This window comes from Paenibacillus sp. RC67, assembly GCF_030020805.1.
Taxonomy (GTDB): Bacteria; Bacillota; Bacilli; order Paenibacillales; family NBRC-103111; genus Paenibacillus_S.
The window spans coordinates 2,911,280-2,935,000 of the sequence record NZ_CP125098.1 but is presented as its reverse complement, the minus strand read 5'-3'; the positions used below and the strand labels follow the sequence as shown (position 1 = coordinate 2,935,000).

The 23,721-nt window shown below is 43.0% G+C and carries 29 protein-coding genes (1 of these 29 running past the window's edge); 2 read left to right on the top strand and 27 right to left on the bottom strand.

Translation table 11 applies throughout. From position 1 onward, the window contains the following. The 5 genes in view from QMA13_RS13410 to QMA13_RS13390 are tightly spaced (at most 55 nt apart) and all read right to left on the bottom strand, a layout consistent with a single transcriptional unit that may run on beyond the window. Nucleotides 1-222 carry the 5' portion of a spore germination protein GerPE gene (locus QMA13_RS13410; protein WP_282942000.1) on the bottom strand. 198 nt of this gene lie to the left of the window's left edge, so the window shows 222 of its 420 coding nt (coding positions 1-222); its start codon is at nt 220-222; its stop codon lies beyond the left edge, outside the window. Nucleotides 223-226: 4 nt separating this feature from the next. After that, nucleotides 227-406 carry a spore gernimation protein GerPD gene (locus tag QMA13_RS13405; RefSeq protein ID WP_282941998.1) on the bottom strand — a complete coding sequence of 60 codons (180 nt, stop codon included), beginning with the start codon at nt 404-406 and terminating at the stop codon, nt 227-229. Then, complete coding sequence (gene gerPC / locus QMA13_RS13400) at nt 403-1,008, bottom strand: spore germination protein GerPC (RefSeq protein WP_282941996.1); 606 nt, start codon at nt 1,006-1,008, stop codon at nt 403-405. Before gerPC ends, QMA13_RS13405 begins: the two co-directional genes overlap by 4 nt. 55 nt (nt 1,009-1,063) lie before the next feature. After that, nucleotides 1,064-1,273: a spore germination protein GerPB gene (locus QMA13_RS13395; RefSeq protein ID WP_282941994.1), complete on the bottom strand. Its 210-nt coding sequence runs from the start codon at nt 1,271-1,273 to the stop codon at nt 1,064-1,066. Then, complete coding sequence (locus QMA13_RS13390) at nt 1,273-1,509, bottom strand: spore germination protein (RefSeq protein ID WP_282941992.1); 237 nt, start codon at nt 1,507-1,509, stop codon at nt 1,273-1,275. The genes QMA13_RS13395 and QMA13_RS13390 overlap by 1 nt, the downstream gene beginning before the upstream one ends. Before the next feature lie 148 nt (nt 1,510-1,657). On the opposite strand from QMA13_RS13390, the gene QMA13_RS13385 reads away from it, so the two are divergent. Beyond that, on the top strand, nt 1,658-2,110 hold the full coding sequence (locus QMA13_RS13385; protein ID WP_282941990.1) for an Hsp20/alpha crystallin family protein: 453 nt from the start codon (nt 1,658-1,660) through the stop codon (nt 2,108-2,110). Nucleotides 2,111-2,145: 35 nt separating this feature from the next. Beyond that, nucleotides 2,146-2,478 (top strand): L,D-transpeptidase, encoded by a 333-nt coding sequence (locus QMA13_RS13380; RefSeq protein WP_282941989.1) that lies wholly within the window; start codon nt 2,146-2,148, stop codon nt 2,476-2,478. 140 nt (nt 2,479-2,618) lie between these two features. Here QMA13_RS13380 and QMA13_RS13375 read toward each other — a convergent pair whose 3' ends face one another. The 22 genes from QMA13_RS13375 to yfmH form a co-directional block, all read right to left on the bottom strand. Beyond that, on the bottom strand, nt 2,619-3,008 hold the full coding sequence (locus tag QMA13_RS13375) for a YlbF/YmcA family competence regulator (protein WP_282943389.1): 390 nt from the start codon (nt 3,006-3,008) through the stop codon (nt 2,619-2,621). 95 nt (nt 3,009-3,103) lie between these two features. Then, nucleotides 3,104-4,579, bottom strand: coding sequence for a tRNA (N6-isopentenyl adenosine(37)-C2)-methylthiotransferase MiaB (miaB, locus tag QMA13_RS13370; RefSeq protein ID WP_282941987.1), 1,476 nt, complete (start codon nt 4,577-4,579; stop codon nt 3,104-3,106). A gap of 89 nt (nt 4,580-4,668) precedes the next feature. Continuing rightward, a complete protein-coding gene (gene pduL / locus QMA13_RS13365) occupies nt 4,669-5,238 on the bottom strand; it encodes a phosphate propanoyltransferase (RefSeq protein ID WP_282941985.1) in 570 nt (189 codons plus the stop codon). Between the two features lie 125 nt (nt 5,239-5,363). Continuing rightward, nucleotides 5,364-6,230 (bottom strand): 2-oxoacid:ferredoxin oxidoreductase subunit beta, encoded by an 867-nt coding sequence (locus QMA13_RS13360; RefSeq protein ID WP_028550504.1) that lies wholly within the window; start codon nt 6,228-6,230, stop codon nt 5,364-5,366. After that, nucleotides 6,218-7,969 (bottom strand): 2-oxoacid:acceptor oxidoreductase subunit alpha, encoded by a 1,752-nt coding sequence (locus QMA13_RS13355; protein ID WP_282941982.1) that lies wholly within the window; start codon nt 7,967-7,969, stop codon nt 6,218-6,220. The genes QMA13_RS13360 and QMA13_RS13355 overlap by 13 nt, the downstream gene beginning before the upstream one ends. Before the next feature lie 228 nt (nt 7,970-8,197). Next, nucleotides 8,198-9,142, bottom strand: a complete 945-nt coding sequence (locus QMA13_RS13350) for a dipeptidase (protein WP_282941980.1) — start codon at nt 9,140-9,142, stop codon at nt 8,198-8,200. Between the two features lie 186 nt (nt 9,143-9,328). Next, on the bottom strand, nt 9,329-9,589 hold the full coding sequence (locus QMA13_RS13345; protein WP_006286829.1) for a stage V sporulation protein S: 261 nt from the start codon (nt 9,587-9,589) through the stop codon (nt 9,329-9,331). Nucleotides 9,590-9,709: 120 nt separating this feature from the next. Continuing rightward, entirely contained in the window at nt 9,710-10,504 is a 795-nt protein-coding gene (locus tag QMA13_RS13340; RefSeq protein WP_282941942.1) for a TIGR00282 family metallophosphoesterase, read from the bottom strand. Nucleotides 10,505-10,593: 89 nt separating this feature from the next. Beyond that, nucleotides 10,594-12,138, bottom strand: coding sequence for a ribonuclease Y (gene rny / locus QMA13_RS13335; RefSeq protein WP_481858167.1), 1,545 nt, complete (start codon nt 12,136-12,138; stop codon nt 10,594-10,596). A gap of 280 nt (nt 12,139-12,418) precedes the next feature. Then, nucleotides 12,419-13,129, bottom strand: a complete 711-nt coding sequence (locus tag QMA13_RS13330; RefSeq protein WP_282941940.1) for a RecX family transcriptional regulator — start codon at nt 13,127-13,129, stop codon at nt 12,419-12,421. Nucleotides 13,130-13,208: 79 nt separating this feature from the next. Further along, nucleotides 13,209-14,261 carry a recombinase RecA gene (recA, locus tag QMA13_RS13325; RefSeq protein ID WP_282941939.1) on the bottom strand — a complete coding sequence of 351 codons (1,053 nt, stop codon included), beginning with the start codon at nt 14,259-14,261 and terminating at the stop codon, nt 13,209-13,211. A gap of 211 nt (nt 14,262-14,472) precedes the next feature. Next, entirely contained in the window at nt 14,473-15,714 is a 1,242-nt protein-coding gene (locus QMA13_RS13320; protein ID WP_282941937.1) for a competence/damage-inducible protein A, read from the bottom strand. 53 nt (nt 15,715-15,767) lie between these two features. Then, nucleotides 15,768-16,346 (bottom strand): CDP-diacylglycerol--glycerol-3-phosphate 3-phosphatidyltransferase, encoded by a 579-nt coding sequence (pgsA, locus tag QMA13_RS13315; RefSeq protein WP_282941935.1) that lies wholly within the window; start codon nt 16,344-16,346, stop codon nt 15,768-15,770. Continuing rightward, nucleotides 16,343-17,671: a 30S ribosomal protein S12 methylthiotransferase RimO gene (rimO, locus tag QMA13_RS13310; RefSeq protein ID WP_282941933.1), complete on the bottom strand. Its 1,329-nt coding sequence runs from the start codon at nt 17,669-17,671 to the stop codon at nt 16,343-16,345. Before rimO ends, pgsA begins: the two co-directional genes overlap by 4 nt. A gap of 130 nt (nt 17,672-17,801) precedes the next feature. After that, complete coding sequence (locus tag QMA13_RS13305) at nt 17,802-18,293, bottom strand: YajQ family cyclic di-GMP-binding protein (protein ID WP_282941931.1); 492 nt, start codon at nt 18,291-18,293, stop codon at nt 17,802-17,804. A gap of 102 nt (nt 18,294-18,395) precedes the next feature. Then, nucleotides 18,396-18,566, bottom strand: coding sequence for a hypothetical protein (locus QMA13_RS13300; RefSeq protein WP_282941930.1), 171 nt, complete (start codon nt 18,564-18,566; stop codon nt 18,396-18,398). A 66-nt stretch (nt 18,567-18,632) separates the two neighbouring features. After that, on the bottom strand, nt 18,633-19,493 hold the full coding sequence (locus tag QMA13_RS13295) for a helix-turn-helix domain-containing protein (protein ID WP_282941928.1): 861 nt from the start codon (nt 19,491-19,493) through the stop codon (nt 18,633-18,635). A 41-nt stretch (nt 19,494-19,534) separates the two neighbouring features. Then, nucleotides 19,535-20,299, bottom strand: a complete 765-nt coding sequence (locus QMA13_RS13290; protein ID WP_282941926.1) for a DUF3388 domain-containing protein — start codon at nt 20,297-20,299, stop codon at nt 19,535-19,537. Nucleotides 20,300-20,408: 109 nt separating this feature from the next. After that, complete coding sequence (locus QMA13_RS13285; RefSeq protein ID WP_282941924.1) at nt 20,409-21,254, bottom strand: hypothetical protein; 846 nt, start codon at nt 21,252-21,254, stop codon at nt 20,409-20,411. A 96-nt stretch (nt 21,255-21,350) separates the two neighbouring features. Continuing rightward, the gene (locus tag QMA13_RS13280; protein ID WP_282941922.1) at nt 21,351-21,599 is read right to left on the bottom strand and encodes a DUF3243 domain-containing protein; all 249 of its coding nucleotides are present in this window, start codon (nt 21,597-21,599) and stop codon (nt 21,351-21,353) included. 78 nt (nt 21,600-21,677) lie between these two features. After that, nucleotides 21,678-22,436, bottom strand: a complete 759-nt coding sequence (gene ymfI / locus QMA13_RS13275) for an elongation factor P 5-aminopentanone reductase (RefSeq protein WP_282941920.1) — start codon at nt 22,434-22,436, stop codon at nt 21,678-21,680. After that, entirely contained in the window at nt 22,433-23,719 is a 1,287-nt protein-coding gene (gene yfmH / locus QMA13_RS13270; protein ID WP_282941918.1) for an EF-P 5-aminopentanol modification-associated protein YfmH, read from the bottom strand. The genes ymfI and yfmH overlap by 4 nt, the downstream gene beginning before the upstream one ends. Nucleotides 23,720-23,721: the final 2 nt, after the last annotated feature.

Below are 23,721 nucleotides of genomic sequence, written 5' to 3'. Positions count from 1 at the left end.
TTTGGTTTGGACTGTTTCATGAATAGCAGGCAATGGAATTTCCCTTTTAAATAGAGGAAATTGCTCAAAATTACCCTCATCCCCATTAAAATCAGCGACTTGTCGTTGTACTGCGATAACTTTTGAAATAGGATGATTATTATTGTTGTCACCAACTTGTATTATAGATGCTTCGGACAAATTGAACACTTTTACAAACTCAACAACTGACCATCGCTTCATGGATTTACCCTTCAGATGCAAGGGGGATAAGCTGATCGGTTGTAACCGACTCAGGCGGAGTATCGGTAATGGAGGAAAGAACGATCTGCTCCGTATCCCCGATCAATAGCACCGACGAAATGGATACCCCTATTACTCTTATCTCACCAACACATATCCCTTTGTTAACTACCTGAAAATTCATGATTCACTCACATCCTTTTGCGTCATTTTTACGAAATAAAGATCGACTGCCTGTTGGATATCCGCTTTCGTTCTAAAAAGAACCGAATCCTTTATGGAATCCATCTGATCCAAGGTAGCCCCATTCTCCATCTCTTGAAGATAGTACATCATTCTTTCTTTCATCTGTTTGTTCAAATCATCCATTATCATTTTGCGATGCCAGGGATCTAGTGTGAATCCTGCTTTTTGTTGAATCTGATCCATTTGTTGAGGAACTTCTTTATGGAGATACTGGTGGAGATCTTTTTGGACGGACTCCTGCAATTCAGAAACCGGCATAATGGAATCCTTCTTATCTGGATCAGCACCCACTGCCATATCTTCTACCGATTGAGGAGTAATACCGATATTTAACGTGCCATCCAGCTTTTCTACTTTTAGTTGATCAAATTTATACTCAATCTTGTCGATATGAATTCGTCTTTGCTCCTTCAAGGTGTTTAATTCCTGCTTAACCGAAAAAAGTGTTTTTTCCAATTCAGCCACTTTCTCGGATTGAGCCCGGATATAATGATGCAAGTTTTGAAAGTATTGGTTCCACTCCTGCCAATCATATATCATTGTCAACACCCCCACCCTCAGTGTATGCACAAGATGGAGATGGGTGTTAGCCCATTTATCTGGGACTAGGTAACGGAATAAGCGATGGGGTCGCTCCAGCTTCTACCTGTTGTGGTACCGCCTCCTTGTTAAACCCTCCAGTATTATACTGGTTGGATAACGGCTTGATCATCCCTGCACTGCCAATCTGAAGTATGGATGAGTTTGTCACATTATCAACTCGCAATTGATGGATGACAATATTTTGATTGACGATAAGATTCATTAAACGACCCCCTTATTTCCAGCCGTGATTTGATTGGAATCGGCAACATCATTGTCGTTTGTATTCGTATTGCTAATGGCATTATTGGTAACGGGGAAATCACCCGTGTTGAATGACCCTCCTCCAGCAAACGTTTTGGATGTGCTCTCAGGTGCTAGCTGAACGGCATCCCCAATCTGTACAATGGAGCCGTGGTCAATGGATAAAATTTTAATATTACCAACAATGGATGGCATAGGCGTACTCCTTTGTTCTTCATGCTACATAGTATGTTGTTATTCGCCTAGTGCTACATTGGAAGTGAAGGGAATCTTGTTGTGTATCACTATGACCAATGATGTCATATAATATGTTGAACTTATAGGCGGAAGGAGGACATTCCAGATGAGCCGCAGCAACAACAACCAATCCCGTTGGGAAGCTATTGAATCCATTCTTGGGACGAAGCTGCCCAATTTGCAGTCCGATCAGCATTTGGAATTGTGGAAAGATACTTCATGGGTTGAAGAATATGTAAAAAATATTTTGGAAAAAAGCCTGCCCAAACGAGGTCAGATAAAAAGTCTTAGCAAAGAACCCTCTGAAATTTTTGAAACTCACCATTTTGTCATAATGAAAATGAATATGCCAGATAACGCAAATCCAATCGTCAAGATTAGAACTGATCAAGTTAAGATCGAAGGCCTTTCGGGTACTAATTCCCAAGTTGTGCGTCTCCCCTGCCATATCGATCCACGGCAAAGCAGAGCCTCTTATAAAGACGGAGTATTGCAAATAAAAATGAAAAAGAAAAAATTCAACAAATCATATCATGAAGTTCCTGTAAGATACCTGTAGCTCGTCGCGTTCGGCTAGCGGAGGGAGTATGCTCAATGTCTCAGATAATCATTGTTTTATCGGAGCGCAAGCTTCATTTACTACAAAATAACCGCGTTATCCACTCCTATCCCATTGGAATAGGAAAAGTATTGACCCAAACACCGGAAGGCATCTACACTATCGTTAATAAAGCTCCTAATCCGGGTGGACCGTTCGGTGCGTTTTGGATGGGCTTATCCCGCCCTCATTATGGCATTCACGGAACTAATGATCCTTCATCTATTGGTCATGAAGTATCTCACGGCTGTGTCCGTATGTACAACCAAGATGTTCTAGCTCTTGCGGCCATTGTTCCTATTGGTACCCGAGTTATCATTCGAAGATAATATTTTCCAATCGTACTGAGAAGTCATACGGGCTTCCTCCCTGAGCACTTATGGGCTTAAATCATCAATGGCTTGCCGATACATACCGGTCGGCAAAAAAAACCACCTTGCACCAAATTGCAAAGTGGTTTTATCTTGTTTTATTTGCCGGATTCAACCGTGATTTTGTCAGAAACGGTATCTCGAATAACTGACATAACCAGCTGCAGCAAGTAATTAATATCTTCCTGAGACTGGCGGAATTCATTAACAATTGGAATATTATCCAATTGATCCTGCAGTTCTTCAATCTCTTTTTCGATTTTCTCAACCATTTTTTTATTATCGAACGATTCGAAGGCTACAATTTCTTTTTGCTTTTTCTTAATCGCACTTATTAATACTTGAATTTGATCGTTGGAAGAAATTTGTTGTTCTGCTTTTTGAAAAAATTGTACTTCATTCGAGGTGGATATCAACCCTGCTAACTCCTTGGCTTTCTCAAGAATATCCTCGCGAACGATCATTTCCGTATTCGTATAACATTCCATTTGACTGCATTGCATATGATCATGATCATGATCGTGGTTATGATTATGTTGTCCCGACATAGCTGGTCACGCCCCTCAACATGTAAATTTGCTTATTATTGTGCTACAGCAGTCGGTACCCATTCCCCTTTAATATACCAGGTTTGAGCATCCGTAATTTGTACAGTTACGATTTTGCCGATTAATTCCTTTGGTCCTACCAAGTGAACCAGCTTGTTCGTACGCGTACGCCCGGCGAGCACTTCAGCATTATTTTTACTTTCACCTTCAACTAGAACATCCAGAAGCTGCCCCTTCATGCTTATATTGCTCTCTTTACTGAATTCAGCCAAAACAGCGTTTAAGCGATATAAACGTTCCTTCTTCACTTGCATAGGTACGTCATCAATCATGTCAGCAGCAGGAGTGCCCTCACGCGGTGAATAGATAAACGTATAGGCGCTGTCATACTTCACTTGCTTAACAAGCTCCATTGTTTCCTCAAACTGTTCATCCGTCTCGCCTGGAAACCCAACGATAATATCCGTCGTCAAGCTCGCATCCGGTATCGCTGTTTTGATTTTGTCCACCAGATTCAAGTAGTGCTCACGTGTATATTTTCGGCTCATGCGCTTCAGTATTTCATTGCTGCCCGATTGCACCGGTAAGTGAATTTGCTCTACCAGATTTCCTTTCTTGGCAAGCACTTCAATCAAATGATCATCAAAGTCCCGTGGATGAGATGTCGTAAAGCGCACGCGTGGGATATCAATCTTGGATATATCGTTCATTAAATCACCAAAGCGATATTCAATATCCTCAAAATCCTTACCATATGCATTGACGTTCTGCCCTAGCAGCATAATCTCTTGAAAGCCCTGTCTAGCTAGATCGCGAACCTCTGCCAGCACATCCTCTGGCCTGCGGCTCCGTTCCTTCCCGCGGGTATATGGAACTATGCAGTATGTACAGAACTTGTCACATCCATACATGATATTAACCCAGGCTTTGATGCCCTCGCGTTTTTTGGGAAGATTCTCGACGATATCGCCTTCCTTGGACCAAACCTCGATAACCATTTCTTTACTGAAGAAAGCTTCCTTCAGCAGATGCGGTAAGCGATGAATGTTGTGAGTTCCAAAGATTAAATCAACAAATCCATGCTTTTGCAAAATCCGGTTAACAACAGCCTCTTCTTGAGACATGCAACCGCAAACGCCGAGTACGAGCGATGGTTTTTCTGCCTTAAGATGCTTAAGATGGCCCAATTCACCGAATACTTTGTCTTCTGCGTTTTCACGCACAGCACAGGTGTTTAATAAAATGACATCAGCTAATTTTCGGTCTTCCGTCGCTTTATAACCCATCTGTTCGAGCAAACCCATTATCGTTTCCGTATCGTGCTCATTCATTTGACATCCATAGGTTTGGATCAAATAATACTTATCTTGACCAAACTGCTGCATGTCTTCAGGGATCTCAAAGTTATAGTGAACCTTGATATCTTCCTTCCCTCTTTTTTTCGCATCGTTTAAAGAAGGAGGTTGAAAATATATAGAATAATCTTTTTCAGATTTGTTCTTCGTTGTCATTACGCGTTCCTCCTGAGATATGCTGCAAATATCATACCTTATATTATATCATTATTTTAGCAGCAATTTCAAAGAAAAATCGCGATCCACTAGGATAATATTGTAGCCATGTCTCCTGTTTTCACGCCCGACGCGTTCGCTTCATCCGTATCGATGTGCATGTCGAGTGCATATTGATCGGAGACACGAGCCAGTACCCGTTCGAATATAAGAGATCGTTCCCCCTCCACTCTCACCGTTAACAGCTGCTTGTCCACTATGCCCCAACGTGAAGCATCATCCGTATGAAAGTGAATGTGACGCCCAGCTACAATGACCCCTTCGGCTATATCAATCTGCCCTGCTGGTCCTACGATGGTTATTCCGGGAGTTCCGGCAATATTCCCCGACTCACGTACAGGAGGATTCATCCCGAGCACGAAAGCATCTGAACGCGAAACCTCCAGCTGTGTTTTCCCTCTCACGGGGCCTAATATTCTTACCTTGTCAAACTTACCTTTGGGACCGATAACAGCTACCGTTTCAACCGCGGCATATTGTCCTGGTTGGGACAAATCTTTCATTACGTTCAATTCATAACCTGTTCCGAACAATTGTTCGATATGTTCAACCGACAAGTGAATATGTCTTGCCGAAACGCCAATAGGTACTTGTTTCATAGCGTTTACCCCCATTGTTTAGACTTATGTACGTATTTCATTATTTGCTTACTCAACATGATTATAACTTACGGCAGTAAAAAAAGCATACGGCAGCGCCGCATGCTTTTGTAAAGTTCATAAAATTATTTAAATTCTGCCATTAATTTCTCGAATTCTTGCTCCGTGATTTTAATGTTTTGTTTAGCCAAAGCCTCTTCTTTAAATCCAGGAACATGGCTTTCATAGCTGTCTTTGTTAGTATTTTGATAGATCAAGCCAGTAAGCAAACCATTTGTTTCCATGATTTTGGTCATAGCCATAACACGGTTGCTTGGATCATAATCAGGTGTTTCTTCCAGATCAACGATGTTTTCTTTAAACCAGTCATACGTATTTACTTTGTTAAAAGTAACACATGGGCTGAATACGTTGATAAAGGAGAAGCCTTTATGCTTCATACCCGCTTCAATCAAAGCTGTCAGCTGTTTCAAGTTACTGGAGAAAGATTGAGCAACGAATGTTGCGCCAGCAGCCAAAGCTACTTCCAAAGGAGACAATGCAGATTCAATGGAACCTGAAGGTGTACTTTTCGTTTTGAAGCCTTCAGCGCTTCGCGGCGAAGTTTGACCTTTAGTCAAGCCGTAGATTTGGTTATCCATTACGATGTAAGTGATGTCGATGTTACGACGAATCGCATGAACTGTATGACCCATACCGATCGCAAAACCGTCACCATCTCCACCCGCTGCAAGAACCGTTAATTCACGGTTAGCCATTTTCAAGCCTTGAGCGATAGGAAGGGAACGACCATGAACACCATGAAAGCCATATGCATTAATATAACCGGAAATACGTCCGGAACAACCGATACCAGAGACAACGCCTAATTGCTCAGGCTCCAATCCTACATTAGCAGCAGCTCTTTGAATAGCCGCTTGGATTGAGAAGTCTCCACACCCTGGACACCAGTTAGGTTTAATATTGTTACGAAAATCTTTTAACGTTGCCATACTGGACTCAACTCCTGACAAAATGTAGTGATTTCTGCTGGCAAGAATGGGTTACCGTTATATTTCAACAAGCTCTTGATTTTATCTGCAGAACCAACGTTCAATTTGATCAAGGAAGCCAATTGAGCCGTTGCGTTGTTTTCGATAACAACAACCGTTTTTGCTTTTGCCATTTGAGCTTTAAGCTCTTCAGCAGGGAAAGGATGCATCAAACGAACAGTCACGTGATTTGTTTTGATACCTTGTTTCTCCAAACGCGCTCTTCCCTCGTCGATGGTTCCACCAGTGGAGCCCATACCGATAAGCAGCAGATCCGCTTCTTCGTGAGGAGCATCTACAAGGATCGGGTTCGTTACTTTCACGTGTTTCAATTTCTCCATACGTTTATCCATCATTTTTTTACGGTTTTCCGTGCTTTCTGATGGACGTCCTTCTTGGTCATGCTCTACGCCTGTAACGTGGTGCAAACCGTATTTTTGACCAGGAATCGATCTTGGAGAAACGCCGTCTTGAGTAAACTCATAACGTTTGAACAATTTGTTTTCTTCCGTCGGAGGCAATTCACCTTGAACCAATTGGCCGCGGTCGATAACGATTTTATTGTAATCCAACAATTCACTGGATTGTTTACCCAGGGAAAGCTGAAGATCTGTCAACAAGATAACTGGCACTTGATATTTTTCAGCCAGGTTGAATGCTTCAACTGTATCATAGAAGCACTCTTCAATTGTGGATGGGGACAGAACGATTTTTGGAATTTCACCATGTGTTCCGTAGATCATTGCATACAAGTCGGATTGCTCTTGTTTTGTTGGAAGACCTGTACTTGGACCTCCACGTTGTGTATCAACGATAACAATTGGAGTTTCTGTCATACCGGCAAGGCCGATAGCTTCCATCATCAGGGCAAGACCAGGACCTGCAGATGCAGTCATTGTACGTACGCCACCGTAGTTACCGCCGATAGCCATAGTTACAGCTGCGATCTCATCCTCAGTTTGGATTACCGTACCGCCGAATTTAGGCAATGCTTTGATTAAGTATTCCATGATCTCCGAAGCAGGTGTGATCGGATATGCAGGCATGAAACGACAGCCGGCAGCTACAGCACCCAAGCCGATAGCATCGTTACCGATGATGAACAGCTTTTGTTTGCCGTCAGCAGGCTCAAGTTGGAACTCAGGCAATGGACCGCCGTTCATTTCCAGAATGAACTCAGCCGCTTTGCGAACCGCTTCAATGTTTTTCTCAACAACAGCCGGACCTTTACGTCCGAACTCTTCCTCTACCGCTTTATTAAATACTTCCAGAGGCAAACCAAGCAATGCCCAAGATGCGCCGGAAGCAGCCATGTTCTTAAATAGGGATGTTCCGAGCTCTTCAGCAATCGCTGTGATAGGTACAGGGAACAAACGAGCTTTAACGCCTTCAGGCACAACAGGATTAAATTTGGCGTCTGCTACAACTACGCCATTCTCACGAAGCTCATGCGCATTCAAATCGATGGTTTCTTGGTCAAATGCAACAAGGATATCCAAGTCGTCGGAAATCGCACGAATTGGTTTCGTACTGATTCTGATCTTGTTGTTGGTGTGTCCCCCCTTAATACGAGAGGAGAAATGACGGTACCCGTACAAATAATATCCAAGACGATTCAATGCCGTCGAGAAGATTTTGTCGGTACTTTCTACACCTTCCCCTTGTTGTCCTCCGATCTTCCAAGATAATTGGCTAATCACCGTTGTCCACTCCTTTTAATGTCACTGACACTGCAATAGATCAACTTAAGCTTAAAAGAAATTTCACAAATGGATAAAAAATTTCTTTCAGTTGTCATCCAAATAATATGACTTTACCAGATAAAAAGCAAGTAGTTTGGTCCAAATTGAAAGATAGTATTTTTAGATGATATCCATACCGAAAATAGATCAGTCCATATAGCATATATCTACAATAAAGATATGACATTAATTAACAGGTAAATTCTTTTCTAAGAATCGGTACCAATTGCGATAAAAGAAGTCTTTAATCCACTCATCCTTATAGTGCTTGCTTAAATATTGAGCAAGCTCATCGTACTGACCAGTATGCTCAAGATTAGGGATCCATTGACTAATCCCGTCGAAATCTGAACCGATTACTAGCTGCTTCTCGCCGCCTAATGCGCATATATGATCAATATGCTTTGCTAAATCGCTGATGGATGCCGATCCTTGATCATTTACGAACCATGGAACAAACGTGATGCCGATCCTGCCTTGCTTTTGAATTATTGCTTTGATCTGATCATCATCCAAGTTACGGGGATGCCCGCATACTGCCTTAGCGTTGGAATGAGTGGCCACAAACGGCTTTGCCGACATGGCAGCCACATCCCAAAACGATTTTTCGGATAGATGGGACACATCCATCATTATACCCAAATCGTTGCATTCTTTAATAAATCTTATTCCTTTTTTTGAAAATCCTCCTTGCCTCGGCTCCAAGACGCCGTCTGCTGCCCAATTGCCATAATTCCAAGTCACCCCAATTAATCGAATTCCGAGATAGAACAATGTTTGAGTGTACAGGGGATTATCTTGAATTGCATCTGCTCCTTCTAGCGTTAGAATGGCCCCCTTCTTGGTTCCACTCATGACTTCAAGTAAATCTGTTTGGTTTTTAATTAGTTTGATGCGCGGATCGGAAATGATTTTCTGATAAAAAATATTTATGTACTCTAAATAATGATCAAAATAAGGTTGTCGGATAGCTTCAGATAAAAATATAGCAAAAAACTGGATCTTCACTCCTGACTGCACCATTCTGGAAAAGGTGACATCAAGTCCCGTTGATTGTGAATTATAAAAGTCCAAATCTCGTTTTTGATACATTTTGTACAATACATCGCAGTGTCCATCAATAATTGTCATACTTCTTCACGCTCCTCGACATGAATAATTACATATAAATTCCTCTATCCGAAGGAAATCTCAGTAATTCTATTCATTTCCGTTCTTAGGGTAACGTGTGTAAAGGCAATAAAAAAACCTGTCTACAAAGTAAACAGGTGTGTTTGAATTCAAAATAATGAAGTACTGCAATTCTAATTTATCTTCCTATCTCGGTTCAACAATAAGCTTTATGGCCGTACGATCTTCTCCGTCAATCACAATATCCGTAAACGCTGGTATGCAAATCAAATCAACCCCGCTGGGAGCCACAAATCCTCGTGCAATCGCTACTGCTTTTATCGCTTGGTTGAGAGCTCCAGCCCCGATTGCCTGCAGCTCAGCTGCACCACGTTCGCGCAATACCCCTGCTAACGCGCCGGCTACGGAGTTAGGATTGGACTTTGCTGAAACTTTTAATACTTCCATGAAAAGTACCTCCTCGGGAATGATGGATTGCTTCCAGTACTAATCATATTCTAGGAATTTGTCAATAATTCCTTCTTCCCGAAGATAGTATTAAACTAATAATTCCGAATTGTCAGATAATTAATCTATGATGAATTGATCCTCTTCCATACGGATTAATTGTATTTTTTTCCCGAGGCCTGTAGCCGGATCCAGATCTATACAAACTGCATGGAAGTGCCATTTGCCTTCATCCACAACGAATCGGACAGGGAGCTGTGTTTTAAACTTTTGAAGCACTGCGCCTCTCTCCATTCCCAAAATACCGTCTCTTGGTCCCACCATTCCCACATCGGTTACATAGGCAGTTCCTTGAGGCAGAATACGCTCGTCATGCGTCTGAACATGAGTATGAGTGCCAACTACAGCCGATACTCTTCCATCCAAATGCCAGCCCATAGCCAGCTTCTCAGAGGTCGCTTCAGCGTGAAAGTCAACCAATACATATTTGTTCTTTTTCTTAACGCTATCTAGAATGGTATCGACTTTTTCAAAAGGACAGTCGAGCGGCGGCAGGAATGTGCGCCCTTGGACATTGATAATGACCAGCTCCTGGTCTTTTACTTTAATTGTCGTAAAGCCTCTGCCTGGGGTTCCTTTTGGAAAATTCGCCGGACGAACCATACGCTCTTCATCATCAATGAAATCAAATATCTCCTTTTGATCCCAAGTATGATTGCCCATTGTAATCCCATGAACGCCCATCTCGAACAATTCTTTCACTATTGCAGAAGTAATTCCTCTCCCGGCAGCTGCGTTTTCCCCATTCGCTATAATAAATGTCGGATTCAATTTGGATTTTAGTCCCGGTAAGCAAGCTTTAACCGCCTTCCTACCAACTGATCCAACAATATCACCAATAAATAAAATTCTCATTCTTGTGCTCCCTTTCTTTCGATGACCCTTCTAAGTGGAAAAGAAAAGTGGCTTATTCAGCCACTTTTCCTCTTAGTGTATGCAATTAGTTATTTAGCGTATTCTACTGCACGAGTCTCGCGGATAACCGTTACCTTAATATGTCCCGGATAATCCAGCTCACCCTCGATTTTCTTCGTTATATCGCGTGCCAAGCGGAACGCTTCTGTATCATCAACCTTCTCCGGCTGTACCATTACCCTTACTTCACGGCCCGCTTGAATGGCGTACGATTTCTCGACTCCTTCGAACGATTCGGAAATTTCTTCAAGCTTCTCAAGACGCTTGATATAGGTTTCCAGCGTTTCACGACGAGCGCCAGGGCGTGCAGCTGATAAAGCATCTGCCGCGCCAACCAGCATCGCTATAACCGATGTGGCTTCACAATCTCCGTGGTGAGAAGCAATACTGTTAATGACGACAGGATGCTCCTTGTACTTCTTGGCAATTTCTACGCCAATTTCAACGTGCGAACCTTCAACTTCGTGGTCCAGAGCTTTACCAATGTCATGCAGGAGACCGGCACGTTTCGCCAATGTCACGTCTTCCCCGAGTTCTCCAGCCATTAAACCTGTCAAGTAGGCCACTTCCATTGAATGCTTCAACACATTTTGTCCATAACTTGTTCTAAATTTCAATCGGCCCAAAATTTTGATCAAATCAGGATGCAGTCCGTGAACTCCGGTTTCGAATGTTGCTTGTTCACCGTATTCACGAATACGCTCATCCACTTCTTTACGTGACTTCTCGACCATTTCTTCAATGCGAGCGGGATGAATGCGTCCGTCTGCAACCAGTTTCTCAAGAGAAGTACGGGCAATTTCCCGTCGAATTGGATCAAAACCGGACAGGATGACTGCTTCAGGGGTATCGTCAATAATAAGATCGATTCCCGTCAATGTCTCCAGTGCACGGATATTTCTTCCTTCGCGACCGATAATGCGCCCTTTCATTTCTTCATTCGGCAGGGAAACGACCGAAACGGTTGTTTCTGCCACATGATCAGCAGCACATCTCTGGATAGCTAGCGTAATAATTTCGCGTGCCTTCTTGTCGCCTTCTTCTTTAGCCTGTTGTTCGATTTCTTTAATTAATTGAGCTGTCTCATGGCGAACTTCCTGCTCGACATTCGTAAGGATAATGTTCTTGGCATCATCCATCGTGAGAGCGGATATCCGTTCCAGCTCCGCAACTTGATTCTTGTAAATGTCATCAATTTGCGATTGGGTTTCTTCGATTCTTTTCTCTTTGTTGGCGACCTGCTCTTCTTTCTTTTCCAGAGATTCTAATTTTTTATCCAGCGACTCCTCTTTTTGCAACAATCGTCTCTCTAATCGTTGTGTTTCATTTCGACGATCACGAATGTCCTTTTCAGCTTCGGTTCTGAGCTTGTGAATCTCATCCTTAGCTTCCAGAACCGTCTCTTTCTTAAGTGCCTCCGCTTCTTTCTTAGCATTTTCTTTAATCTGCTCAGCGGCTTGCTCGGCACTAGAAATCTTCGCTTCTGCAATGGACTTGCGGATAATATAACCAATCCCTAAGCAAATCACACCAACAAAGAGGATGATTAAGATCCAGATGGCCGGATTCAGCATCCAGTTCACCTCCTCGTTGTTTCTCCAAGGGGTAAGCTTGGGACAGTATGGTTTTTAATCCGTTTAACAAACGTAAGATAAAGTAAAAATTGGCGATTTTACTTTGGGAATCTCCCCATTTAATTACAGCAGGAAGATTCTGTGTATAAAATTATACATGATTATTTTATCTTTTGTCGAAGAAGCTTGTCAAGGTGTCCACAGCATAAATGATTTATCCAATCCATCCATATCCTTAATAATACTTGTAATATAGGGATTGTATGGGTTTAGTCCATCTTTAAAATTCTTCAAAACTACCTTCAGAAAAGTCCATATCCTCTTCATTTGCAGCTCCATAAGCCTTAACCAGATCCCTCATAACACGCAAAACCAAGCTTGAGGAATACCCTCTTCGCATAAGGAACCCCATAGCTTTTCTCCTTGCTTTCACTGAATCTTCTGCAAATTCTGCACGATACTTTTTGTAAACAAGATCGAATGCATGTCGATACTCGGTCGCTTCATCAACCTGTTCAAGGGCTTGTACAATTTGCTCTGGCTGCAGCCCCTTATGTTTGAGCTCTTGCTTTACCCAATTGCGCCCTTTTTTTTGTGACCGAATTCTCTGCATAGTAAGCTGTTCGGCAAATAATCCGTCATCTACATACTTTTCTTGCCGTAACCGATCCAATGTGATAGCTCTGATCTCAGGTTCATATCCCTTTTGCTTAAGCCGTGCCTTTAGCTCATGCTCCGAACGAAGACGTACGGATAATAGACGTATGGCATCCAGGTACGCTTGCTGCTTTTCTTGAGCATGTAGGATCACTTTAAAATGTTCGATGCTAATAACCGTGCCTTTGACAAGCCTCTGTTTAATCAATATATCTTCATGTACCGAGAAAGCGAACTGCTCGTCGATGAAGAGGTTGTATCTGTCCTTGATACGCTTTTGCCGCTCTATCTTGGTAATCGTTCCGCTGTGTATCGTCTCTGTCTCATCATCCAACTAAAACACCCCAAACATGTAGGAAAAGGCACCTTATACCTAAGTACAGGTGCCTGAATTCCATATGATTCAATTTTATTTATTCTTCAAATGCCAGCAAATCGTCTTCGTCCTCGTCGTTATTACTGAGGTCGGAGCCGTTAGCAACGGTCAAATTGCTGTTCTCACGAATCTTCTTCTCGATAACATCTGCCACATGCGGGTTTTCCTTCAGGAATTGCTTCGCATTCTCGCGGCCTTGACCAAGTCGGTCATTATTAAAGGAATACCATGCACCGCTCTTCTGTACGATGTCCATCTCGCTTCCGATGTCGATGATACTGCCTTCTCTGGAAATGCCCTCCCCGTACATGATGTCAATATCTGCTTGCTTAAATGGAGGTGCCACTTTATTCTTAACAACCTTAATTCTTGTACGGTTACCAACCATGTCATTTCCTTGCTTGATAGTCTCTACGCGGCGAACATCCAGTCGAACCGTCGAGTAGAACTTCAGTGCGCGTCCGCCTGGCGTAGTTTCCGGATTCCCGAACATGACGCCAACTTTCTCACGAAGCTGGTTGATGAAAATAGCAATAACTTTGGACTTGTTGATAGCACCAGACAATTTACGCAAAGCTTGAGACATCAGACGAGCTTGCAAACCGACGTGGGAATCCCCCATCTCGCCTTCAATTTCAGCTTTTGGTACCAGTGCCGCAACGGAGTCAATAACAATAATGTCAACAGCGCCGCTTCGAACGAGTGCCTCAGCGATTTCCAAGGCTTGCTCTCCCGTATCCGGTTGAGATAGAAGCAAATCGTCAATGTTAATACCAAGTTTGCTCGCATATGACGGATCAAGCGCATGCTCAGCGTCGATAAAAGCAGCTTGTCCGCCAGCCTTTTGCACTTCAGCAATCGCATGAAGAGCTACCGTTGTTTTACCTGAGGACTCTGGTCCGTATACTTCTATAATTCTACCACGCGGGAAGCCGCCGATACCTAGTGCAATATCAAGAGCCAACGATCCGCTTGGGATGGTTTCTACTTGCATATGAGTGGATTCACCCAATTTCATAATGGAGCCTTTACCGAATTGCTTCTCGATTTGACGGAGTGCATTCTCCAATGCTGCGCGACGATCTGACACAACGGTCACTTCCTTTTCTCTTGTATAATTAATTCCATGATAACTTGTTTTTGCTCTATTGCCAAGCATTTTTTACGAACATACATTCGATTGTTAGTCAAAATAAAAACCGCAACAAGGTATATGCATTGTTACGGTTCTTCCGTTAAACCTATTATATTACATCCAACAAATAAATTACAAGCACTATTTTATTAGTTATTCGTAAAGTTTATAGAAGCTGCCAGAGCTGATATAATGCGCTTTTTGCCGCACGAAGCTTAATCATTTCCCGGTTTCCAGTAAGCTGAAGCTGCTTCAGAGCAGTCTCTCCTTGCTTATGTGCAACGGCAATATACACGAGACCTACCGGCTTCCCTTCCGATTCGCCAGGACCTGCTACACCGGTAATAGCAACAGCATAATCCGTCCCTGACTGCGCCAACAGGTTCTCCGCAAGCCTACGTGCTGTTACATCGCTAATCGCGCCAGGCGCATCCTTCCCTTCCAGAACGTCCATAGGGACGCCTAAGAGCCTGTGCTTCCATTCGTTAGTGTATACGACTATGCCGCCTTGAAACACGGAGGAGCTGCCCGTTACAGCGGTCAGCAGGTCACTGACTAGCCCTCCTGTACAACTTTCCGCTACAGCCAGCCGCTGCTGCTTCTCTTTCATTAAACGAATGATCTCCTCTTCCAAGGTCACGTCTTCATTCGCATAAATGTGCTGCCCCAGTCTGCTGCGTATTTCAGTCTCCATTGGAGCTAATTTCAGTTCAGCTTCTTCCCAGGTAGCAGAACGCGTCGTTAATCGAACGGCCACTTCGCCTTCCTTGGCATAAGTAGCCATTGTCGGATCAGATTGAACCTGAACCAAATCGAGCAGCTCATGTTCAAGCAGCGACTCCCCTATCCCAGCAAATTTCAACATGCGTGAATATAGCGGCTGTACACCTTCCATTTTACTGGAAATCCAAGCTGCAGCATACCGTTCGAACATCGGCTTCATTTCTTTAGGCGGACCCGGTAAAAGTACGTAATGTGTCTGTTCACTGGTTAATGCAACTCCAACTGCCATTCCAGTGTCATTAGGCAGAGGGTCACTGTTTTCAAGCATCAAGGCTTGCCGTCTGTTACTCTCAACCATATGCGCCCCACGATTGCGGAAAAAAGCCTCGATTTTGTCCATCGATGGTTGATGAATATGTAGTTTACGTCCCAAAAAAGCGGCTAGAGCATCTTTCGTCAAATCATCCTGGGTCGGGCCAAGGCCTCCAGTGAAAATAATCAGATCGGCTCGGCTTGCAGCGATCCTTATAGCTTCTATAAGTCGGCTTTCATTGTCTCCTACCACGGTTTGAAAATACACACTGACCCCTAGATCCGCGCAAGCGCGAGACAAGAACTGGGCGTTCGTATTGACGATTTGCCCTAGCAGCAGCTCGGTTCCTACGGCAATGATCTCTGCTTTCATATCTTCATCTCCTCGTAATAAAACAAAAAACAATAGGAAGACCCTACTGTCTTTTATTCGCTAAAGTTAATAACGTGTTTATTTTTAATGAAATAATCAAAACCGGAGTACAGGGTGATAATGGCAGCAATCCAGCTGGCAATGATGTCAAAACGGAAATTGATAAAAGCAAACGGGAAGTTGTTAATTAATAAGGCGATAATCGCAGTAATTTGCGTCGCTGTTTTCCATTTGCCCCATTTGCTTGCCGCGATAACGTGGCCTTCGAGCAGCGCAATCTGCCGCAGTCCGGTAACCGCAAACTCACGGCTAATAATGACAATGGCAATCCAAGCCCCTACTTTACCCATCTCTACAAGAGAGATGAGCACAGCAGAAACCAATAATTTATCCGCAAGCGGATCAAGCAGTTTCCCCAGATTAGTCACCAATTTACGTTTGCGCGCAATATAACCGTCCAAACTATCGGTACTAGCCGCAATAATAAATATTAGCGCAGCAATAATCTGGTTGTAAGTGATGACGAATTGTTCAATTCGGATATGAGGAAACTTCACATTCACCAATAAAAAAAACATGATGATAGGAACTAAAAAGATCCTCGCCAAAGTGATTTTATTGGCCAGGTTCATGCCACAACCTCCCCGGATAAATCGAACTCGAACGAGTGGGTGATGCGAACTTTGGCTACTTCACCAATCTTCAATTGTGAACCCGTGACGAAAACCTCGCCATCGATTTCAGGAGCGTCGTATTGGGAACGGCCAACGTAGACGTCTCCTCTACCATCATATTTTTCAATCAATACATCAACAACTTGGCCAATCCGGTTGCCGTTACGAAGATTAGAAATTTCACGCTGAATTTCCATCAATGTATTGGCACGGAACTCTTTCACTTCTTCAGACACTTGATCTGGCAGACGAGAAGCAGGTGTATCTTGTTCTTGTGAATAAGCGAACACGCCTAGACGGTCAAACTCAACATCTTTAATAAATTCTTTGAGATTCTCAAAGTCCTGCTCGGTCTCACCTGGGAAGCCAACGATCAACGAGGTTCTCAAGGAAACATGCGGAATACGCTCACGGATCTTGGCTATCAAAGCTCTTGCATCCTGCTGTCTGCCCGGTCTTCTCATACGTTTCAAAATGCTGTCTTCACTATGCTGCAGCGGCATATCAACGTACTTGCAAACCTTAGGATTGGTAGCAATCGTATCAATCAATTCATCCGTGAAAAAGCCTGGGTATGCATAATGCAGGCGAACCCACTCAATACCGGCTACCTCACTGACCTTGTTTAAAAGTGTAGGCAACATAAAGCCATCATACAGGTCCGTACCATAATTCGTGGAATCCTGTGCGATCAAGCTGATCTCTCTTACACCCTGAGAAGCAAGTTGCTCCACTTCAGATATAATCGACTCTATACTGCGGCTGCGGAATTTGCCCCGCATGATAGGTATACTACAGAAAGTACAGGCATTGTCACAACCCTCAGCTATTTTAACATATGCTGTGTAGCGAGGTGTGGTTACTCTTCTTGGTAGAGCTGCCTCATAGTTAAAAATAGGGTTCCCTACAAGGATTGGCTTTTTACCTGCTAGAGCTTCATCAACGATTTCGTTGATTTTATGGAAGTCTCCTGTACCGACAATACCGTCGATTTCCGGCATTTCCTTCATCAACTCTTCCTTATAGCGCTGCGTCAAGCAGCCCGATACGATAAGAGCTTTCAGATTTGCTGTTTGTTTCAGGTCAGCCATATCTAAAATCGTATTTACCGATTCTTCCTTAGCTGCATCGATAAACCCGCATGTATTTACAATAATTACTGTTGCTTCTTCTTTATCGGTAACGAGCTCGTAGCCACGACCATGAATTAAACCTGACATGATCTCGGAATCGACGAGATTCTTTTCGCAACCGAGCGTAACTACCTTCACTTTCTCTGTCATGTAATATCCTCCAATGTTCAAGCCTTACTATTTTAGTATCAAGTATAATACACGGCAATGAAGCGTGTCAAAAGAGAAGCCTTGCCACTAAAGGCTCTCCACCATGCAAGTATCACTAATCCTCGTGCTTTTAGCGGAAATTTAAAAATTGAAGCTCCAATGGCAAATCCTCTTTACGAAGTAATTGTATAATTTGTTGAAGGTCATCCTTGCTTTTGCCGGTAACACGGATTTGATCTCCTTGTATTTGGCTTTTTACCTTAAGCTTGGAGTCGCGAATCAAAATATTGATCTTCTTAGCATTATCTTGATCAATACCTTGCTTAAGCTTAACTTTTTGACGTACGGTTTGGGACGAAGCCCCTTCAATTTTACCGTATTCAAGGTTTTTTAAGGAAATGCCACGTTTGGCCATTTTGGAGTGCAGAATATCCATCACGTTTTGCAGCTTGAATTCATCGTCGGATAATACGACCAATTCTTCTTTTTCCAAAGAAATTTTGCTCTTGCTGTTTTTAAAGTCAAAACGGTTAGCAATTTCTTTCTCCGCTTGGTTAATAGCATTATTTAGCTCTTGCATGTCCATCTTGGACACAATATCAAATGAGCTTTCACTACTCATGTGCGACACACCCTTCTTTTATCCTTATTTTTCCCTATATCGAAGAATAACATAAAAAGACACCTTCCGCTATCGCTTCCAGGGTGTCTTCATTAGACGTGCTTAGCTTTGTTCATCATGATCCGGTGAAAAACGAAACATATCCACAATACCCAGCACGATATGCGCAAGACCGAATCCCAGCAGTCCATACCCCCACGCATGAGGTGTAAAGAACCAGCCTATTGAACTTACAATGATCCCCAACAGCACTACAATCCAACTGGCGGTCATGTCGCATACCTTCCCTTAGTCTCATTGGTACCATCATGCCCCAATAAGCGGGAAGGTAAACTTCAATTACGTTTTGACCAAATCAAGCTGGATTCGTTTGGCATTGGGTGCATCTCCTAAAGCGACCGAGGTTCCATTCACCGTTAATTCCACGGCATTAGCTCTTCCAAAAACCAAAAATGCCGAATTGGTGAGCTCCCACTTTGGATTGTTTCCGTTTTTGTAGGTACCCTCATCGATAGTCTCAGAGCGCTTTCCTATTGAATCAACCTGTACCCAGCATGCATCACCGGTTACTTTCATATCAATATTCAATTTTTCTGTGTTAGAAACCGAATAATAATCGATACCACCTTGGCTTTTTACCAGCTTCACTTCAACGATTGGTGCTGGTGGCGGAGTTGGCGTAGGTGTTATTGTAGTCGTCGCATTCTTATCGTTCAACGTAATCCCATAAGTATCACTGCTGACGGTTGGGGCAGGCTCAGCTTTATCGGTCACCCGCTTCGGCTCACTATTGGGAGTGGCTTCATTTTGCTTGCTAATATAATTCATGTTGAGATAATAATAGATGATCCCGAGGATCAGCACTACAAATGAAACCATCATGATAGTTGAAGCATATTTCCCGATTTTCTCTGTGTTTCTTGTCGTTCTCTTTGATCGGATTGGCTCAACACGTTCTGGTTCAGTAGTAGGAATTACATTCTGATACATCCGAAGCACTTCATTAGGATCCATACCTACGGCTTCGGCATAGCTTTTTATAAAAGCTCGGACATAGAAATTTCCCGGCAGCACTTTATAGTTACCATCTTCAATCGCTTCTAAATACCGCTTGCGAATTTTAGTCGTTTCCTCAAGCTGCTCAAGAGATATTTTCTTTTCCATTCTAGCTTTACGAAGCAATTGACCAAGATCGGTCATATTCTCACCCCTTTTCAGTTATGTCATGGAGTCAACTTAAATTAATATTCGTCAAAACCTGTTGTAAAGCTCTCATACGATATTTCTTCATCGGGGGTATTGCGCAGCTCGACAATATAATTAAAATCATCGTAGGTGTACTCGGATTCCCGAATAAAAATGTCCGGATGCTCGATAACCTTAGTCGACGGCATACTCATAATATCCTGTAAAAGCATATGATGCTTCTCATTGGAACGTAAAGTCGATACAATCCCGTCGATAATAAATACATTATTAGGATTCAATTCATCCTCAGACAATTGACTTCGAACGGTTTGCCGCAATAATGTGGACGATACGAAAGTCCAACGTTTGTTAGAGCATACGCTGCCTGCGATGATGGATTCCGTCTTGCCTACGCGTGGCATGCCTCTTAGACCTACGACTTGATTGCCTTCCTGCTTGAAGATTTCCCCAAGGAAATCAACCAAGAGTCCCAACTCGTCACGGGTAAAACGGAATGTTTTCCGATCATCGGAATCCCTTTCAATGTAACGCCCGTGTCTGACAGCCAAAATATCAACAAGCTTGGGTTCTCTTAAAGCCGTTATAGTTATATTATCCACTTTTTTCAACATTTTACCCATTAAGTCTATTTTTTCATCATCATTTGTTTGCAAAAGCATTCCACGCGTGCGATCTTCCACACCATTAATCGTTACAATATTTATATCCAGCATCCCCATTAAGGAGGCTACGTCTCCCAACAAGCCGGGGCGATTTTTAAAAATGCGATATTCCATATACCACTGTTTCATTTCCATTTATATACACCTCTAACCGATGTCAAGTGACCATCTATTCATATTTTGTAACATCTTACGAAAATATTCTACAAATTTCGCATAATTCCTTCTGAGTCTTACAAAAAGTTTATTGAGGTTTCGTCACTTGTACTTCTTGCGGTGTATAAGCCTGAATTCCTGCTTTCCATTGCTTGTTTTGCATTTGAGCTAATAATGCTGGAAGCACAATATCCCACTTCACGTCGATCGTTGTGGCAGCCATATTCATGATCGGAGCCGGCAAATTTTTCATACGTTGAAGCACACTCGACTCTAATGGTGAATAGACTACAAGCCAATCTGGAGCATGCTGCTTCACCTGCTGCTGAAACTGAGGATACCAACCTTCTGCATTGGAGAGCGAGATACGTTCCGCTTCTTCTGATGGAGCCCATATCGAAGGGATCGGATTAGTCGAAACCGTAACCCACTCTAAGGTTTTCCCCATAGCCTGCTGCTGCTTGACCCAATCACCCCATTGATTTTCCATAAAACCCGGGCCTGTCTGCTTCCACTCTATATTTGCCGCAGACAACTCCACAGTATTTTGACTCAGCGCATCGTCGATAAGAATCCATTTTTTATCAGGAACTGTCTGCGCATAAGGCAATATTTGCTGATTAAGCTCGTTCCCCACTACTATTATGTAATCATAAGCCACAGACTGAATTTTATTGGCCTGCTCTTCCGAAATCGCTGTAACATCAGGCATCCATTCAAAGGCAATGCTTTGGGTATCACGCCAGGATAATAATGTTTTGGCAAACGTGGATTTGGTCGATTCCTTTATATTCGGCTTCATAATTACTAATACCGACAATTTATTTTGAAGAACAACCGGATCAATTGCGGGGATATTTTTGCCGCAGCCACTTACGATTAGCAATGTACAAACCATAACAATTAAATATCTTGCCCATCTTAGAGTACTCAAACTTCACCTTGCCGCCTTTCTAGTACATACTTTATCTAAGTATATCATGAATAGCAAGGAAAAGCCTCCCATGAAGGAGGCCGTTAAGGAATTCGTTTATTTGTTTACAAGCTTTACCATCAAGCGCGCCATCGTCTTACGTTCCGACTCATCGGCTACATCCCAAAGATCCTTCAGGATACGCTCTTCATTGTTTTCCGGGTCTACCTTGTCAGACAAAAATTCACCGATTTGAAACGCAAGCTTACTAATTGTTTCTTCGCTCATCCCGGATTTATGCGCTTGTTCTACGCGCTCGCCCAAAAATTCCTTCCAACGTTCGAATACCTTCAACGCTGTTGCCATTTGAGTTAGCCTCCCTTTAGTAAAAGTATCACTACAACTACTAATGTTCGCAACAGGAGGGCTAAATATTCTGGAAAATCACGTGAGCCAGCCGCCATTAGGGCTAATGATTTGACCGGTAATGTAACCGGATTCCGGAAGCGCTAGGAAATATACCAGCGATGCTATTTCATCCGGCTGTGCAAATCGCCCTACAGGAATTTCACTCTCAATAGCCGCTTTTTCTTCCGTATCGAAATTGGCCATCATAAGCGTGTCGACGGCACCTGGAGCAACCGCATTTACAGTCACCCCCGATGGAGCAAGCTCTTTGGCTAACGCTTTTGTGAAAGCATTCATACCGCCTTTGGCCGTAGAATAGACCACTTCGCATGATGCGCCCGAAATGCCCCATATCGAGGAAACATTGATGATTCTTCCGTATTTTTGGCTAATCATCGGTTTCATAAACTGCTGTGTGGTTAAAAAAGTACCCTTAAGATTGATCTCCATCACTTCATCCCACATCTCCTCTGTCACATCGGACAGCAGCCCATAATGGGAGATGCCAGCGTTATTGACTAAAATATCCGGCATCATATTATGATGATCCAATTTTTCTTGTAATCGCAAAATTTGCTCTCTGCTCCGTAAATCGGCAGTAGCCGTCAGCACCTTGGCGCCGTGCTTCATACAACTACGAGCCGTTTCGTTAGCAGCCTCATGGGACTGTAAATAATGAATAACCACATTCATACCCACAGAGGAAAACCGTTCTGCGATAGCCGCTCCAATCCCTCTACTGGCCCCCGTTATGAGTACGGTTTGTTCCGTAAAGGGACGCTGCACTCCACTCACTGCTTTTCGCTTCTTACAATGGAAACCGCCAATTGATTCCAGTCAAAATGCTGCCGAAGCCTATCGTTCACTTGTTCTAAAGTCATTTGCTCATAAGCCGGTAAAATATCAAAGAGATCAATCCCTTTAAACCGGTATTTTGTAAATTCATTGGCAATCGCCTCAGGAGAATTAAGGAGTCTCATGAATCCACCAATTTTTTTCTTGCGGCTTCTTTGGAAGCTTGTGGCAGGTACTCCTTGCTCCTTCACTTTGTCGATTTCTTCACGGATTCTGGCAACAAGCCGATCGGGATCCTTAGTATCGCCACCGACTACGGTAAAAGCGTAGTTCTCGCCAATATTATATTCACTTCCGAAGTTATCGGAAATCAACTGCTCATCATAAAGCTTTTGATATATATCCGAGCTCGGGCTAAGCAATACATCCAATAACACCTTCATCGTCAATTCACGTTCAAGCAGTTCTTTTCCAGACGCCTTCTGATCAGGCTCCTTACAGCCGAACAAGCATTTGGGAAGGGAGACCGGTAGCACTGTAACCTTTTCCTTTTGTTTGACTGTTGAAGGCTCATCATCGAAGAAACGTTCGATTTTACCTTGAGGCTTATAGTCTTTCTCCGCCTGGTTGTTTCGAACAAGCTCCATGATTTCCTCTGGTTTAATACCTCCGACGATAAATAAACTCATATTGCTCGGATGATAAAACGTATAGTAGCAGTCGTACAGAAGCTCTTTGGTTATGTGGGAGATGGATTCAACCGTACCCGCTATGTCGATGTGGACTGGGTGCTTATGATACATGGTTTCGATCAAGCCAAAGTACGAACGCCAGTCGGCATTATCCTCATACATCTTAATTTCTTGGCCGATAATTCCTTTTTCCTTCTCTACGTTTTCATCCGTAAAATAAGGATTTTGTACAAAGTTGATCAGTGTTTTCAAGTTTTCGTGAATCTGGTCTGTGGCCGAGAACAAGTAGGTCGTTTTATCGAAGCTTGTAAATGCATTGGCTGAAGCTCCGTTAGAAGCAAATACTGCAAAAATGTCACCCGTAGGCTCCTCGAACATTTTATGTTCCAAGAAATGAGCGATTCCGTCCGGAACCCGCTTCTCTTGACCGCCTAACACTTTAAAGTGATTGTCAATGGAGCCGTATTTGGTCGAGAAGGTGGCGTACGTTTTTTGGAAGCCTTCCTTCGGTAAAATAAATACCGATAAACCATTCGGAAGCTGCTCAACATATAAGGTCTCATTCACATGAGGATATGGAATTGCCTTCATGC